The organism is Mesorhizobium sp. M1334, from assembly GCF_040317995.1.
Taxonomy (GTDB): Bacteria; Pseudomonadota; Alphaproteobacteria; order Rhizobiales; family Rhizobiaceae; genus Mesorhizobium.
On sequence record NZ_JAMYLM010000003.1, the window covers coordinates 387,616 to 403,041 of the forward strand.

The window sequence follows — 15,426 nt, forward strand, 5'->3', positions numbered from 1 at the left end:
AACCACGGTGATCCATGACTGAGCCTCCGCTCAAAGGCATCCGCGTCATCGAACTCGCACGCATCCTCGCCGGGCCATGGGCCGGACAGCTGCTTGCCGACCTCGGCGCCGACGTGATCAAGGTCGAGAGCCCGGACGGTGGCGACGACACCCGCAAATGGGGACCGCCCTTCGTCATCGGCCATGACGGCGAGAACCTTTCAGCCGCTTATTACCATTCCTGCAACCGCGGCAAGCGCTCCATCGCCATCGATTTCTCGACGCCCGAGGGCGCCGAGACGGTGCGCCGGCTGGTCGCGACATCGGATGTGCTGATCGAAAACTTCAAGGTCGGCGGACTGAAGAAATACGGCCTCGATTATGACAGCCTGAGGAAAATCAACCCACGGCTGATCTATTGCTCGATCACCGGTTTTGGCCAGTCGGGGCCGTATGCGCCGCGCGCCGGCTATGATTTCATCATCCAGGGCATGGCCGGCATGATGTCGATCACCGGCGAAGCCGGGCGCGAACCTCAAAAGGCGGGCGTCGCTATATCAGATGTTTTCACCGGGCTTTATTCGGTCATCGCCATCCAGGCGGCGCTTCGCCATGCCGAGAAGACCGGCGAAGGCCAGCATATCGACATGGCGCTCTACGACACCCAGATCTCGACGCTCGGCAACCAGAACCTCAACTACCTCGTCTCCGGACAGTCGCCGGTGCAGATGGGCAATGCGCATATGAACATCGCGCCCTACGAAGTGGTGCCGGTGAAAAATGGCCACATCATCCTGGCGGTCGGCAATGACGGCCAGTTCGCAAAGTTCTGCGCTGCCGTCGGCCTCGACGAGCTGGCGTCGAACCCTGACTTCGCTACCAATCCAGCCCGCGTCGCCAACCGGGCGAAGCTGCGCGAGCACATGATCGAGGCGCTGAAGGCCTTCGATCGCGATCCGCTGCTGGCCAGGCTCGAAGCCGCCGGCGTGCCGGCCAGCCCGATCAACAACATAGGCCAGATGTTTGCCGACCCGCAGACTATCGCGCGCGGCATGCGGCTCGACCTCAATGACGGCCATGGCAATCTCTTGCCCTCGGTGCGGGCGCCGATGGTCATGTCCGGCACGCCGCTGGTCTATGAACGTCCGTCACCGCGTCTCGGCGAACACACCGAAGAAATCCTTGCCGAACTGGAGAGGTCAGGAAAATGAAGACCGGCGGACAACTCATCGTCGATGCGCTCGAAACCAACGGAACGGACCGTATCTATTGCGTACCCGGCGAATCCTATCTGGCGGTGCTCGACGCGCTGCATGATTCACCGATCCGCACCATCGTCTGCCGCCAGGAGGGTGGTGCCGCGATGATGGCCGACTGCCACGGCCGCCTGACCGGCAGGCCCGGCATCTGCTTCGTCACCCGCGGCCCCGGCGCCACCAATGCCTCGGCCGGCATCCACATCGCGATGCAGGATTCGGTCCCCCTCATCCTGTTCATCGGCCAGGTCGCCAGCCACGCCAAGGGGCGCGAGGCCTTCCAGGAAGTCGACTACGTCAGGTTCTTCGGCGATATCGCCAAATGGGTGGTCGAGATCGACGACGCCGCACGCATCCCTGAATTCGTCACGCGGGCCTTTTCGGTGGCGACCTCCGGCCGGCCCGGCCCGGTCGTCATCTCGCTGCCCGAGGACATGCTGACCAGCCTCGCCGAGGCACCGGAAGCCCAGCATTACACCCCTGTCGAGACGCGGCCCGGCGAAGTCGAGCTCGACGCGCTGGAAGGGTTGCTCAACAAGGCAAAGCGGCCCTTCGTCATCCTCGGCGGTACGCGCTGGGACGCGCCGGCCGTTGCACGGATGCGGACGATAGCCGAAGCCTGGTCGCTGCCGGTCGGCTGCTCCTTCCGCCGCCAGATGCTGTTCGACCATCTCCACCCGAACTATGCCGGCGATGTCGGCATCGGGATCAACCCCAAGGTAGCAACCGCCATCAAGCAGGCCGACCTTGTGCTGCTCATCGGCGGCCGTATGGGCGAGATGCCGTCATCCGACTACACGCTGCTGAAGAGCCCCTACCCCGACCAGACACTGGTCCATGTCCATGCCGACGCCGGCGAGCTCGGCCGCGTCTATCGGCCGGCGCTGGCGATTAATGCCTCGCCTGCCGCTTTCGTCGAAGCCTTTGCCCGACGCAAGCCGGCCGCGGGGCCGGTGTGGGCGGCTGAGGCAGCGAAGCTGCACGCCGCTTATCTCGACTGGTCGACGCCTCCGGAGAGCGGCCCCGGCACCGTCCAGATGGGGCCGATCATGAATTATCTCGAAACGATGCTGCCTGACGACGCCATCCTCACCAACGGTGCCGGCAACTACGCCACCTGGGTGCATCGTTACCATCGCTTCCGGCGTTTCGGCACGCAGGCAGCACCCACATCCGGCTCGATGGGCTACGGCACGCCGGCGGCGGTCGCCGCCAAGCAGCTTTTCCCCGACCGCGACGTGATCGCCTTCGCCGGCGACGGCTGTTTCCTGATGAACGGCCAGGAATTCGCCACCGCCGTGCAATACGCACTGCCGATTATCGTCATTGTCGTCAACAACGGCATCTACGGCACGATCCGCATGCACCAGGAGCGCGAATATCCCGGCCGTGTCGTCGCCACGGATTTGAAGAATCCCGACTTCGCGGCGCTCGCGCGTGCCTATGGCGGTCATGGCGAAACAGTCGAGAGGACCGCCGACTTCGCGCCGGCCTTCGAACGCGCCCGCGCCAGCGGCAAACCGTCGATCGTCGAGATCAGGCTCGATCCCGAGGCAATCACGCCGACGCGGACCATGACCCAGATACGGGACAGGGCCTGAGCGCCAACGGGAAGGTCGAATCCCTTCCCAAACTTCAACAGGTTGATGCAGCGCTATGATCGCTGCGCTACATCGTCGACGGCGCCTTTTCGATCTGCCCGCGGATCTCGCCATCCGCGTGGGCCGCAGTGTGGATGTTGACGTAGTACTTGCCCGCCTCCAAATCGGTCGCCTGGGCATCGGTCAACGTCGCCGAGCCCTTGATCGGGCTCCTCAGCTTGCCTTCGAACGGTATCACCGGGTCGGCGTTTTCGCCCTTTGCCGCCGGGCCGTGAATGTGTGCGGCCTTCGCCGGCCCGCTGAGGCCGGAATATCTCACTGTCCAGCTGAGTTTCTTGGTTGTGGTGTTGAACCTGAGCGTGGCGGTGCCCTTGCCCTTCGTTGTGACGGGTGGGCTCTGCTGAGCACCATCGAGCGTCGCCGTCATCTTTATGATTTCGGCCAAGGCCGGTGAAGCAGAGAAGATGGCTGCAGAAATGGCCAGCGCCGAAAGCATCGGCGTGAAGGACTGGATGCGCATGGAAACCTCCGTTGTGACACCCTTGAGGCGGATGCACCGGCACAACGATTTTGCGAGCGGATGTTTCCGCCGGTAACGTTCATTTTACATCCCACTAAAAAGGGGCGGTCGCCCGCCCCTTTTCCGCTACAAGCCAGTTTGACAGCCCTATTTGATGGCCTTGTCGGTGATCGCCGTCGTGTAGGCGCCGGTAGGCTCCTTGCTGATGATCTTCTGGTCGAGCAGCGCCTTGGCGGTGCGCTCGTAGGTCGCCGGATCGAGCTTGCCATCGGCATTGTCGATCAGCTTGGCGACTTCGCCCATCATGCGTTTCTGGTGATTCTCGTCCTGGCCGCCATTGTCCATGACGATGCCAGCCGCTTCGTCGGAATTGTCGACGGCGTATTTCCAACCCTTCATCGAAGCGCGCACGAAACGCACCATCTTGTCCTCGAAGGCCGGATCCTTGAGCTTGTCCTCCAGGGCATAGAGCCCGTCTTCGAGCAGATCGTTGCCCATGGCGGAATAGTTGAAGACGGTCAGCTCTTCCGGCTTGTAGCCGGCGTCGATGAGCTGCCAGTACTCGTTATAGGTCATCACCGAAATGCAATCCGCCTGCTTCTGGATCAGCGGCTGCACGTCAAAGCTCTGCTTAAGCACGGTGACGCCGTCCGGCCCGCCATCGGTCTTGAGGCCAAGCTTGTTCATCCAGGCATAGAACGGATACTCGTTGCCGAAGAACCAGACGCCGAGCGTGTGGCCCTTGAAGTCGGCTTCTGTCTTGACCGGCCCGTCCTTCGGGCAGACCAACTCCATACCGGCTTTCTTGAACGGCTGGGCGATGTTGACCAGCGGCACGCCCTTTTCGCGGGCAGCTAGCGCGCCGCCCATCCAGTCGACGATGACGTCGGCGCCGCCGCCGGCGATGACCTGCTCCGGCGCAATATCGGGACCGCCGGGCTTGATCTCGACGTCCAGGCCTTCGGCCTCATAGAAGCCCTTGTCCTTGGCGACATAATAGCCGGCAAACTGGGCCTGCGTGACCCATTTCAGCTGCAGCGTCACCTTGTCCGCCGCCATGGCCTGATATGCAGCGAGCGACATTGCGCCGGCCAGCATCGAAACAACTAGTCTTTTCATGTTTTTACCCTCTGAAGTTAGCGCCCTAAACCCACCGCCCCTATCCACCACGGACAGAGGGATGCCAAAACGTGATTGCTCTCTCGAAAAAAGCGACCACGCCATAAAAGACCGAACCCGCAAGTGCTGCAACTGCGATTTCGGCCCACACCATGTCGATGTTCATCCGGCCGACTTCCGTCGAAATGCGAAACCCCATGCCGACCACCGGGGTGCCGAAGAACTCGGCGACGATGGCGCCGATCAGCGCCAGCGTCGAATTGATCTTCAACGCATTGAAGATGAAGGGCGCGGCCGCCGGCAGCCGCAGCTTGAACAGCGTCTGCCAATAGCTCGAGGCATAGGTGCGCATCAGGTCGCGCTCCATATGGCCGGAGGCGGCAAGCCCGGCGACGGTGTTCACCAGCATCGGGAAGAAGGTCATGATGATGACCACCGCTGCCTTCGACTGCCAGTCGAAGCCGAACCACATGACCATGATCGGCGCGACGCCGATGATCGGCAGCGCCGATACCATGTTGCCGATCGGCAAAAGCCCGCGCCGCAGGAACGGCACGCGGTCGGCGGCGATGGCAACGAGGAAGCCGGCGCTGCTGCCCACCACATAGCCGAAGATGACCGCCTTGAAGATGGTCTGCCTGACATCGGCCCCCAGCACCGGCAGCGAGCCGACGATGCGGGCACCGATGGCGCTTGGCGGCGGCAACAGGATGAAGGGAATGCCGGCACCACGCGTCACCGCTTCCCAGATGATCAAGATCCAGGCGCCGAAGATGGCCGGAATCATCAGGCGCAGGGCGGTTGACGCCCAGCGCGATATCGGGCGAAACGACGACAACACGGTTACGCAGCGCCAGGCCAAAAACCACGCCGCGGCGAGCAGCAGATAGAAGGATGCGCGAGCGCTGCCCTCATTGCCGGTTATGCCGGCGAGCAGCATCCACGCCGCGCCATGCGCGCCAAGGAACAGCAACACCACCCCGATCATCGGTGGAAAGTTGTCGGCCTCGATTGCCACGAGCAGCAGAATGAAAATCGAAACCGTAGTCGCTATGCCATAACCGGGCGTAGCACTGACGAGCGGCAAAACAAGCAGCGCGCCGACAAACAGGACAAGCGCGGCATACCCCTGCCAGGATCGAGGCGTGATTGAGGAAAGGCTCAGGATGGAGCTCATGCCGGCCTCCCGCCCATGGCGCGGTCGACAAGGCGCCCGGCAATGCCGACCAGCATAACCAGCAGCGCCGCCACCACCGACCCGGCAACCAGCGCCGACCAGATGTCGATGGTCTGGCTGTAATAGGCGCCGGCGAGCAGTTTGGCGCCGATGCCGGCGACGGCGCCGGTCGGCAGCTCGCCGACGATGGCGCCGACCAGGCTGGCGGCCACCGCCACCTTCATCGAGGTGAACAGGAACGGCACCGAGGCCGGCACCCGCAATTTCCAGAAGGTCTGCGAAGGACTGGCATTATAGGTGTGCATCAGGTCGAGATGGGTAAGCTCGGGCGAGCGAAGCCCCTTCACCATGCCGACCGCCACCGGGAAGAACGACAGATAGGTCGAGATCAGCGCCTTCGGGATCAGCCCGGTGATGCCGACAGCAGCCAGCACAACGATGATCATCGGTGCCACCGCCAGGATCGGAATGGTCTGCGAGGCGATGATCCACGGCATCAGGCTGCGGTCGAGCGTCGCCACATGCACGATGCCGACGGCGATGACGATGCCGAGCGCCGTGCCGAAGGCAAAGCCGAGCAGCGTCGACGACAGCGTCACCCAGGCATTGTAGACAAGGCTGCGGTTCGAGGTGATGCTGCGCAGAAAGGTGTTTTCGAAAAAATTCACTGCCACCTGATGCGGCGCCGGCAGCGTCGGCTTCGGCTGCGCCAGCGTCTTGCCGATGAACTCGACGACGCCGGGTGTCTGATTGGCGCGGCGGTCGAGATCGCGCTGGAACGGCGTGTTGAGGATGACAGCCATAACGTACCAGACGACGACAACGCCCAGGAGGATAGCGGTCACCGGAACGATCTTGTCGCGAAACGAGTCCATTCTAGCAGGCCTCGCCGGGTAAGCGCCCTCCTCTCCCCAACGGGGAGAGGGTGGCTGGAGCGAAGCGGAGGCCGGGTACTTTCGCCCCGGCAATCGTTTCTTTCGTCATCCTAGGGCGGAGCAGCCGCGAAGCGGCGTGCGTAAAGAGAGCGCCCAACCACGCCTTCGTCATCCTAGGGCGCAGCGAGGAGCGAAGCGACGCGGCGCAGACCCTAGGATCCATGCCGTTACCTTCCCGTTCCGAAGCGGTGCTGAAAATAGCTCCCTCTCTGGAAGGAACGGCGCTTGCGGTGGCTTGCCCGGCGCTTATTCTCGACCGCTTGCGCGTTTCGGCCGACGTCACGGCATGGATCCTAGGGTCTGCGCACGCCGCTTCGCGGCGGCTCCGCCCTAGGATGACGAATTCACGGTTAGCGCCTCCCTCGCGAGGGCGATGCACCTCCTGTGTCGAACGCGCAAGCCCGTTCCGCGCCGCCTCAATCATCATAGCTGTGCCCCGCCCTCAGCCCGTCCCGCACCCGCGCGGCGATGGCCAGGAACTCCGGCGTCTCGCGGATATCGAGCGGCCGCTTTTTCGGCAGCGTCGATTCTATGACGTCGCTGACACGCCCCGGGCGCGGCGACATGACGACGATGCGCGTCGACAGATACACCGCCTCGGGGATCGAATGCGTGACGAAGCAGATGGTCTTGTTGGTTCGTTCCCAAAGCTCCAGCAACTGTTCGTTGAGGTGATCGCGCACGATCTCGTCGAGCGCGCCGAACGGCTCGTCCATCAACAAAAGGTCGGCGTCGAAGGCGAGCGCCCGCGCGATCGAGGCGCGCTGCTGCATGCCGCCCGAGAGCTGCCAGGGGTATTTCTTCTCGAAGCCGCTGAGGTTGACGAGGTCGAGGGTTCGCTTGATACGCGCCGCCTGCTCCGCCCTGGACAGGCCCATGATCTCCAGCGGCAGCGCCACATTGCGCTCGATCGTGCGCCACGGATAAAGTGCGGCCGCCTGGAAGACATAGCCATAGGCGCGGCTCTGGCGCGCCTGCTCGGGCGTCATGCCGTTGACGGAGATGGCTCCCGATGTCGGCTTCTCCAGATCGGCGATCACGCGCAGCAAGGTTGTCTTGCCGCAGCCGGAGGGCCCGATGAAGGACACGAATTCGCCCTTGCCGATGGTCAGGTCGACATTAGACAGCGCCTGCACCGGACCATCGTTGGTCTGGAAGGTCAGGCCAAGCTTGCTTGCCGAAACAACGGCTGGCGATACTCCCGTCATCGGCCGTAGCCTGTCGCTTCCGGCCACTGCGGCGCCGGCCGGAATCCCATTGATTTTACCTCGATGTTGCTTTCCACTCGCCCAGTCCTACTCGCCCCAGATCGACGCGCCCTTGTCCCATCAGATAGACGCCCGGAGTTGCCCCGATGTCGCCCAAACCGACGTGCCATCTTATCCGCCCTGAAAGCTCTTATGAAGGCAAACAGGGCCTGAGTTATTTCGCCGGCATCGCCGCCGAAACAGTCGGCTCGTCCGGCATCTGCATGCATCTGCTGACCATGCCGCCGGGTGCCCGCGCCAAGGCGCATTTGCACGAAAACCATGAAACCGCGATCTATGTGCTCTCCGGCGAAGTCCATACCTGGTATGGCGACCGGCTTGAACAGCATATCGTGGTCAAGGCCGGCGATCTTTTCTACATTCCGGCCGGCGTGCCGCATCTGCCGGCCAATCTGAGCGACAGCCCCGCCTCGGCGGTCATTGCCCGCACCGATCCCAACGAACAGGAAAGCGTCGTCCTGCTGCCGGAACTGGACGGGTTGGTCGCCTGAAGCCGGCATCGAGGCGGCGGCCGTCATCGGCACCGTTACGAACATGATTTCAGCGGCCCAATCTCCTCAAGGCCGGGAATGGTCACGAAGAAACCGTCCCCTCCTTTGTTGACGACCTTGACGACATCGGTGGTCGTCCCCTCCTCGCCCTCGGCGAAACAGGTGGAGTTCAACAACTGGGTGCCGGGCATCGTCGTCAATCGCTGTGCGAACTCGCAGCCGCTGCCATAGGTTTCGACGCCGTCGGCGGTCAGCACGACATAATCGTCGCTGTCCTGATAACCGAGCCGTACGCCAGCGCAACCGACCTCATTGCCATAGGGACCGGCAAGGACGTCAGTCGCCGCCGGCCCGGCGGCAAGGATCACCGCAGCCATTGAGATAATCGCACCGTGTCTCGCCAAGCTCAGACGCCCGTCGCCGGGATGCCTGTACGTTCCACCTTGCGCGGCGCGGAAATCTCCTTCCAGGTCGACAGTGCCCGGTTGACCGCCGCGTTCGGCTCGCGAGCGACGAACTCGCCATGGCCGGGCTTTGCCTTCACCTCGTTTTCCTCGATCGACAGTTCGCCGCGCGAGAAGACGAAGCGCGGCAGGCCCGTCACCTCGAAACCTTCGAAGACGTTGTAGTCGATCACCGACTGCTGCTTCTTGGCCGTGATCTTCTTCTTGCGCTTCGGGTCCCAGACGAGGATGTCGGCGTCCGCGCCTTCGACGATGGCGCCCTTCTTCGGGTACATGTTGAGTATCTTGGCGATGTTGGTCGAGGTCACCGCGACGAACTCGTTCATCGTCAGACGGCCGGTGTTGACGCCGGTCGTCCACAGCACCGGCAAACGATCCTCGAGCCCGCCGGTGCCATTCGGAATCTTGGTGAAGTCGCCGACGCCGTTGCGCTTCTGTTTGGTGGTGAAGGCACAATGGTCGGTCGCCACCACTTGCAGGGACCCGGCCTGCAGGCCGGCCCACAGCGAATCCTGGTGCCATTTGTTGCGGAAGGGCGGGCTCATGACGCGGCGTGCCGCATGGTCCCAGTCCTTGTTGAAATACTCGCTCTCGTCCAGCGTCAGATGCTGGATCAGGGGCTCGCCGAACACCCGCATGCCTTTCTGCCGCGCGCGGCGGATGGCCTCGTGCGCCTGCTCGCAGGAGACATGCACGACATACAGCGGCACGCCAGCCATGTCGGCGATCATGATGGCGCGGTTGGTCGCCTCGCCTTCCACTTCCGGCGGGCGCGAATAGGCGTGCCCCTCCGGGCCATTGTTGCCCGCCGCCAGCAGCTTCTGCGACAGGGCGGCCACCACGTCGCCATTCTCGGCATGGACCAGCGGCAGCGCGCCAAGATCGGCGCAGCGCTGGAACGACGAATAGAGCTCGTCGTCGTCGACCATCAGCGCGCCCTTGTAGGCCATGAAATGCTTGAACGAGGTAATGCCCCTGTCGACGACGGTGGCCATTTCGTCGAACACCTGCTTGCCCCACCAGGTGATCGCCATGTGGAAGGAATAATCGCAGGACGCCTTCGAGGTCTTGTTGTCCCACATCTGCAGGGCCTCGAGCAGCGATTGCTGCGGCGACGGCAGGCAGAAATCGACGACCATCGTCGTGCCGCCGGCAAGGGCCGCGCGGGTGCCGGATTCGAAGTCATCGGCCGAATAGGTGCCCATGAACGGCATTTCGAGATGGGTATGCGGATCGATGCCGCCCGGCATCACATAGCAGCCGCTGGCGTCGAACTCATGGTCGCCATGCAGATCCGGTCCGATGCCGATGATCTTGCCGTGCTTGAACAGCACATCGGCCTTCCACGTCCGGTCGGCGGTGACGATGGTGCCATTCTTGATGACTTTGGTCATTTTCTTGTTCCCTTGTTCTCTCGCGCTTCTTGTGAGCGTCTTGTCGGTGTTACAGGTGGGTCAGGACCAACGGGGCTCTAAATGGCCTCTACATGACTCCAACTTCCCGCAGTATCTCTTCGATACACCCGTCGAAAGATTCCGCCAGATCTCCGGTCGAAAACCGCAGCACACGATAGCCCTGCCGGCCAAACCATGCATCGCGTATCCGATCCTTGTCCATTTGCTCCGGCGTGAAGTGATGCTCTCCGTCTACTTCGATGACGAGGTTCTTCTCATGCAGAACGAAGTCCGCAATGTAAGGCCCGATCGGCGCCTGCTTCCTGGCATGCAGGCCGTAGAGATGACGGAACTCTTTCAATTCCGACCAGAGCTTGCGTTCGCCGTCCGTCATGTTTCGGCGTAATGCCCTGGCACGTTTGATGGCGGCGGGGTCGATACCGGTCGGTGCCAAAACGAGTACCCCCACCCTCAATCTCTTCCCGCAAAGGCAAAGAAATCGCGTATGAATTTTTTGCGAAGAGGGACCCCCACCCTAACCCTCCCCACAAGGGGGAGGGAATGCTGCCGCGCAATCCGACTTACGACCTTGGCGTTGGAAACGTTGGTAATTTGCCGCAAATCAGCGCTGACAGGAGTTCCCTCCCCCTTGTGGGGAGGGTTAGGGTGGGGGTCCCTCTTCGCAAGAATCCGTCTGGTCCAGCCCAAACCTCTCACCCCACGATCTCCGCCGTGTCCACCACCGCGTGGAAAAGCACGTCGGCGCCGGCCGCTGCCCATTCCTTGGTGATTTCCTCGGCCTCGTTGTGGCTGAGACCGTCGACACAGGGGCACATCACCATTGCGGTGGGCGCAACACGGTTGATCCAGCAAGCGTCATGGCCGGCGCCCGAGACGATGTTGCGATGCGTATATCCCAGCCGCTCCGCCGCATCCCGCACAGCCTTGACGCAGCCCGCGTCGAAGGTGACCGGGTCGAAATGGCCGACCTGCTCGATTTGATATTTGATATCGAGCGCGTCACAGATCGTGTCGATTTCTTCGCGGATGCGCCCGTCCATGGCGTCCAGCACCTCCTTTTCCGGCGAGCGGATGTCGATGGTGAAGACGGTGCGCCCAGCAATGATGTTGCGCGAGTTCGGATAGACCTCCATATGGCCCACTGCGCCGACGGCGTCGGGTTGGTAGTCCATGGCGATCTCGTGCACCAATTCGATCACCCGCGCCATGCCGAGCCCGGCATTGCGCCGCTTCGGCATCGGCGTCGAGCCGGTGTGCGCCTCCTTGCCGGTCAGCGTCACCTGCAGCCATTTCAACCCTTGCCCATGGGTGACGACACCGATGTCGATGCCTTCATCCTCGAGGATCGGGCCCTGCTCGATATGCAGCTCGAAGAAAGCGTGGATCTTGCGCTCACCGACTTTCTCGGTGCCCTTCCAGCCTATGCGTTCGAGCTCCTCGCCAAATTTCTTGCCGTCCTTGTCGACATGTGAATAGACGTCGGCCTGGTCGAGCACGCCGGCGAATACCCCGGACGCCATCATCGCCGGCGCAAAGCGGGCGCCTTCCTCGTTAGTCCAGTTGGTGACGACGATCGGGTGCTTGGTCTTGATGCCGAGATCGTTGAGCGAGCGCACGACCTCCAGGCCGCCGAGCACGCCGAGCACGCCGTCATACTTGCCGCCGGTCGGCTGGGTGTCGAGATGGCTGCCGACATAGACCGGCGGCAGGCTGGGGTCGGTGCCTTCGCGGCGGGCAAACATCGTGCCCATCTCGTCGACGCCCATTTCGAGCCCCGCCTCATCGCACCAGCGCTTGAACAGGTGCCGCCCTTCGCCGTCCTCGTCGGTCACGGTCTGGCGATTGTTGCCGCCGGCGATGCCGGGGCCGATCTTCGCCATCTCCATTATCGAATCCCACAAACGGTCTGAATTGATTCGCAGATTCTCGCCGGGGGCGGCCATTCAAGTTCCTCTCATTTACTCTCATATTAGGACGACGGTTCCCGTCGTCGCCCCTACATGTTGGGGAGTATCTAGTCCACCGCCCTCAGCACTTCGCGCACATGGTCGATCAATTCGTTGATCTGGCCTTTGGTGATGATCAGCGGCGGTGACAGCGCGATGATGTCGCCGGTGGTTCGGATCAATGCACCGCGCTCGAACGCCTTCACAAAAGCCGAGAAGGCGCGTTTCGTCGGCTGGCCGGCGATCGGCGCCAGTTCGATCGCACCGATCAGGCCGATATTGCGGATGTCGATGACGTTCGGCTCGCCCTTCAGCGAATGCAGCGCGTCCTCCCAGTACGACGCCAGTTCCTCGCCGCGCGTCAGCAGCCCCTCTTCCTTGTAGGTGTCGAGCGTGCCCAGCGCCGCGGCGCAGGCGATCGGATTGCCCGAATAGGTGTAGCCGTGGAAGAACTCGATCATGTGCTCGGGCCCGGTCATGAAGGCGTCGTGGATTTCCTTCTTCACGAACACCGCGCCCATCGGGATGACGCCGTTGGAGACGCCTTTGGCGGTGGTCATGATATCGGGCGTGACGCCGAAATAGTCGGCGGCAAACGGCGTGCCGAGACGGCCGAAACCGGTGATGACCTCATCGAAAATCAGCAAGATGCCGTGCTTGGTGCAGATCTCGCGAAGCTTCTGCAAATAGCCCTTCGGCGGCAGGATGACGCCGGTGGAACCGGCAACCGGCTCGACGATGACGGCGGCGATTGTCGAGGCGTCGTGCAGGGCGACGATACGCTCCAATTCGTTCGCCAGTTCGGCGCCATGCTCGGGTACGCCCTTGGTGAAGGAGTTCTTTTCCGGCAGATGCGTGTGTGGCATGTGATCGACGCCGCCGAGCAGCGTGCCGAACATCTTGCGGTTTGTGACGATGCCGCCAACCGAAATGCCGCCGAAATTGACGCCGTGATAGCCGCGTTCGCGGCCGATCAGGCGGGTGCGCGAGCCCTCGCCTTTTGCGCGGTGATAGGCGATGGCCATCTTCAGCGCGGTCTCGACCGATTCCGATCCAGAATTGGTGAAGAACACATGGTCCATGCCCTTCGGCGCGATATCGACCAGCCGATTTGCAAGCTCGAACACGATCGGGTGACCCATCTGGAACGCCGGCGCATAATCGAGCTCTGCCGCCTGGCTCTGGATCGCCTCGGTGATTTTCGGACGGCAGTGGCCGGCATTGACGCACCACAGGCCGGCGGTGCCGTCGAGAACCTTGCGCCCGTCGCTGGTCGTGTAATGCATGTCCTTGGCGGACACAAACATGCGCGGCGCCTGCTTGAACTGCCGGTTTGCCGTGAACGGCATCCAGAATGCGCTGAGATCGTTCGGCGTGACTTTCAGCCGGTTGGACATGACCAACACTTCCCCTTGTAACCCGTTTCGGTGCGGCTAACGCCTGGTCTTTCCAACCCTTGGTCTTTGCTGCGTTTTCGTGCTACGCAAATTTTTGACCGGTTGGACAAACGTTAGCACCGCCTTATCAGCGGTCAAGGGATTACTAGCGGAAATGCGGCTTTCGAAGTGCGCTCCACAGGGCGGAGAAAAACTGGTCCAGAGAATTGGTCCAGACACGCCTCGCGACGAAGGTTTTTCGAGGTGACGGGGGCGGTCGAAAGCTCCGCTCCTCGCCGCACCCGCATCCAACTGGAAAAGCGCGAGCTCATCCTAGAGGCGGCGCTCGAAGTCTTCTCCACCAACGGTTTTCGCGGCTCGACCATCGACCAGATCGCCGAAGCCGCCGGCATGTCGAAGCCGAACTTGCTCTATTATTTCCGCCGCAAGGAGGACATCCACGAGACGCTGATGCAGCGGCTTCTCGACACCTGGCTGGCGCCGCTGCGCGAACTCGACGACATTGGCGATCCCTTGACCGAACTGCGCAGCTATATCAGGCGCAAGCTCGAAATGGCGCGCGATTTCCCGCGCGAGAGCCGGCTGTTCGCCAACGAGATCCTGCAGGGCGCGCCGCGCATCATGCCGATGCTGGAGGGCGAATTGAAGACACTGGTCGACGAGAAGGCCAACGTCATTAAGGGCTGGATGCGCGCCGGCAAGATTGCCCGCACCGACCCCTGGCACCTGATCTTCTCGATCTGGGCGACGACGCAGCACTATGCCGATTTCGACGTCCAGGTCCGCGCCGTGCTCGGCCCCGACCGCGGCGGCGACGGCCGCTTCGAGGATGCCGCAAGGTTCCTGGAACAGCTGTTCATTGACGGGCTGAAGCCGAAGGGCTGAGGCTTCAGCGAAGCGATGGGCATCACGCGCTGCGCCGCTCGGCCGGAAGCGTCTCCAGCAGTTGTTCGAGCTTGGCGATCGAGTTTTGCTCGGCGAGCGGCGTGTAGACGATCAGCTTCATGTCCGAGCCGTCGTCGATCGACAGGCTCATATGCTCGAACGCCATGGCGCCCGCTATCGGGTGCCGGACATGCTTCACACCCGATAGGTTGCGGGCCACGTCGCGTAGCGGCCACCAGGCGCGAAACTCCGGGCTCGAGCGCGTCATCAGCGCGATCAGCCGCTCGAAATCCGGATCGCCGACATATCTGGCGCTTTCTGCCCGGAATGACGCCAGCACGGCACGCGCCAGTTCCTCCCAGTCGACGAGCAGGCGCCGGTGCTGCGGGCTGGTGAACACCATATGGACAATGTTGCGGGCATCGCCCTCCAGCAGACGATAGTCGCCGAACACGGCTGCCGCGGCAGAGTTCCAGGCCAGCACGTCCCAGCGCCGCCCAAGGACATAGGCCGGCTGCAGGATCAGGCTCTGCAGCATGTGCAGTAACGGGCTATCGACTTTTTCCGGCGCGTCGAAGCGACGCTCCGGCTGCGGTCGGCCGGCAAGGATGAACAGATGCCGTTGCTCGGCCGCGTCCAGGCGCAGCGCCCGGCTGAGCGCGGTCAGCACCTCTGCCGACGGCCGAACGTCGCGGCCCTGCTCCAGCCAGGTGTACCAGGTCGTGCCGACGCCGGCGATCATCGCCACTTCCTCACGCCGCAGCCCGGGCGTGCGCCTGCGCAACCCTGTCGAGATGCCGGTGGCCGAAGGCGTAAGCCTTTCGCGCCGCGAGCGCAGGAAGGCGCCAAGCTCGCGGCGGCGGCTGTCTTCGGCGGAATGCGTGGTGGAATCCATCGGCGCTATTATAGCAGTACCGATACCAGGATAAAGTTTGAACTGTTTGGCAAGGGGCTGGTGCCCCATCTTTCCGCT

At 62.7% G+C, this 15,426-nt stretch carries 15 protein-coding genes; 4 read left to right on the forward strand and 11 right to left on the reverse strand.

The window, feature by feature from the left end:
• Positions 1-14 precede the first annotated feature (14 nt).
• Positions 15-1,190: a CaiB/BaiF CoA transferase family protein gene (locus NKH17_RS08930; protein ID WP_352475400.1), complete on the forward strand. Its 1,176-nt coding sequence runs from the start codon at positions 15-17 to the stop codon at positions 1,188-1,190.
• Positions 1,187-2,836, forward strand: coding sequence for a thiamine pyrophosphate-binding protein (locus NKH17_RS08935; RefSeq protein WP_352475401.1), 1,650 nt, complete (start codon positions 1,187-1,189; stop codon positions 2,834-2,836). The genes NKH17_RS08930 and NKH17_RS08935 overlap by 4 nt, the downstream gene beginning before the upstream one ends.
• A gap of 67 nt (positions 2,837-2,903) precedes the next feature.
• Here NKH17_RS08935 and NKH17_RS08940 read toward each other — a convergent pair whose 3' ends face one another.
• The 5 genes from NKH17_RS08940 to NKH17_RS08960 all read right to left on the reverse strand — a co-directional run bounded on the left by NKH17_RS08940 (position 2,904) and on the right by NKH17_RS08960 (position 7,795).
• On the reverse strand, positions 2,904-3,356 hold the full coding sequence (locus NKH17_RS08940) for a CHRD domain-containing protein (protein ID WP_352475402.1): 453 nt from the start codon (positions 3,354-3,356) through the stop codon (positions 2,904-2,906).
• Positions 3,357-3,503: 147 nt separating this feature from the next.
• Positions 3,504-4,475 (reverse strand): ABC transporter substrate-binding protein, encoded by a 972-nt coding sequence (locus NKH17_RS08945; RefSeq protein ID WP_352899992.1) that lies wholly within the window; start codon positions 4,473-4,475, stop codon positions 3,504-3,506.
• Between the two features lie 40 nt (positions 4,476-4,515).
• The gene (locus NKH17_RS08950) at positions 4,516-5,652 is read right to left on the reverse strand and encodes an ABC transporter permease (protein ID WP_352899989.1); all 1,137 of its coding nucleotides are present in this window, start codon (positions 5,650-5,652) and stop codon (positions 4,516-4,518) included.
• Positions 5,649-6,527: an ABC transporter permease gene (locus NKH17_RS08955; RefSeq protein ID WP_352899986.1), complete on the reverse strand. Its 879-nt coding sequence runs from the start codon at positions 6,525-6,527 to the stop codon at positions 5,649-5,651. The genes NKH17_RS08950 and NKH17_RS08955 overlap by 4 nt, the downstream gene beginning before the upstream one ends.
• Before the next feature lie 476 nt (positions 6,528-7,003).
• The gene (locus tag NKH17_RS08960) at positions 7,004-7,795 is read right to left on the reverse strand and encodes an ABC transporter ATP-binding protein (RefSeq protein WP_352453396.1); all 792 of its coding nucleotides are present in this window, start codon (positions 7,793-7,795) and stop codon (positions 7,004-7,006) included.
• Positions 7,796-7,941: 146 nt separating this feature from the next.
• Between NKH17_RS08960 and NKH17_RS08965 the strand changes: the two genes are divergently transcribed.
• Complete coding sequence (locus tag NKH17_RS08965) at positions 7,942-8,346, forward strand: cupin domain-containing protein (protein ID WP_352505563.1); 405 nt, start codon at positions 7,942-7,944, stop codon at positions 8,344-8,346.
• Between the two features lie 35 nt (positions 8,347-8,381).
• Here NKH17_RS08965 and NKH17_RS08970 read toward each other — a convergent pair whose 3' ends face one another.
• The 5 genes from NKH17_RS08970 to aptA form a co-directional block, all read right to left on the reverse strand.
• Positions 8,382-8,723 carry a hypothetical protein gene (locus NKH17_RS08970; protein WP_352899982.1) on the reverse strand — a complete coding sequence of 114 codons (342 nt, stop codon included), beginning with the start codon at positions 8,721-8,723 and terminating at the stop codon, positions 8,382-8,384.
• Positions 8,724-8,752: 29 nt separating this feature from the next.
• The gene (hydA, locus tag NKH17_RS08975; RefSeq protein ID WP_352475407.1) at positions 8,753-10,204 is read right to left on the reverse strand and encodes a dihydropyrimidinase; all 1,452 of its coding nucleotides are present in this window, start codon (positions 10,202-10,204) and stop codon (positions 8,753-8,755) included.
• Positions 10,205-10,292: 88 nt separating this feature from the next.
• The gene (locus NKH17_RS08980; protein ID WP_352799464.1) at positions 10,293-10,658 is read right to left on the reverse strand and encodes an endonuclease domain-containing protein; all 366 of its coding nucleotides are present in this window, start codon (positions 10,656-10,658) and stop codon (positions 10,293-10,295) included.
• A gap of 259 nt (positions 10,659-10,917) precedes the next feature.
• A complete protein-coding gene (locus tag NKH17_RS08985) occupies positions 10,918-12,168 on the reverse strand; it encodes a Zn-dependent hydrolase (protein ID WP_352970593.1) in 1,251 nt (416 codons plus the stop codon).
• Positions 12,169-12,239: 71 nt separating this feature from the next.
• Positions 12,240-13,568: an omega-aminotransferase AptA gene (aptA, locus tag NKH17_RS08990; protein WP_352899976.1), complete on the reverse strand. Its 1,329-nt coding sequence runs from the start codon at positions 13,566-13,568 to the stop codon at positions 12,240-12,242.
• Positions 13,569-13,811: 243 nt separating this feature from the next.
• Here aptA and NKH17_RS08995 point away from each other — a divergent pair, with 243 nt between their 5' ends.
• The gene (locus tag NKH17_RS08995) at positions 13,812-14,453 is read left to right on the forward strand and encodes a TetR family transcriptional regulator C-terminal domain-containing protein (RefSeq protein ID WP_254819042.1); all 642 of its coding nucleotides are present in this window, start codon (positions 13,812-13,814) and stop codon (positions 14,451-14,453) included.
• A gap of 22 nt (positions 14,454-14,475) precedes the next feature.
• Here NKH17_RS08995 and NKH17_RS09000 read toward each other — a convergent pair whose 3' ends face one another.
• Positions 14,476-15,348, reverse strand: coding sequence for a helix-turn-helix transcriptional regulator (locus NKH17_RS09000; RefSeq protein WP_352899973.1), 873 nt, complete (start codon positions 15,346-15,348; stop codon positions 14,476-14,478).
• Positions 15,349-15,426: the final 78 nt, after the last annotated feature.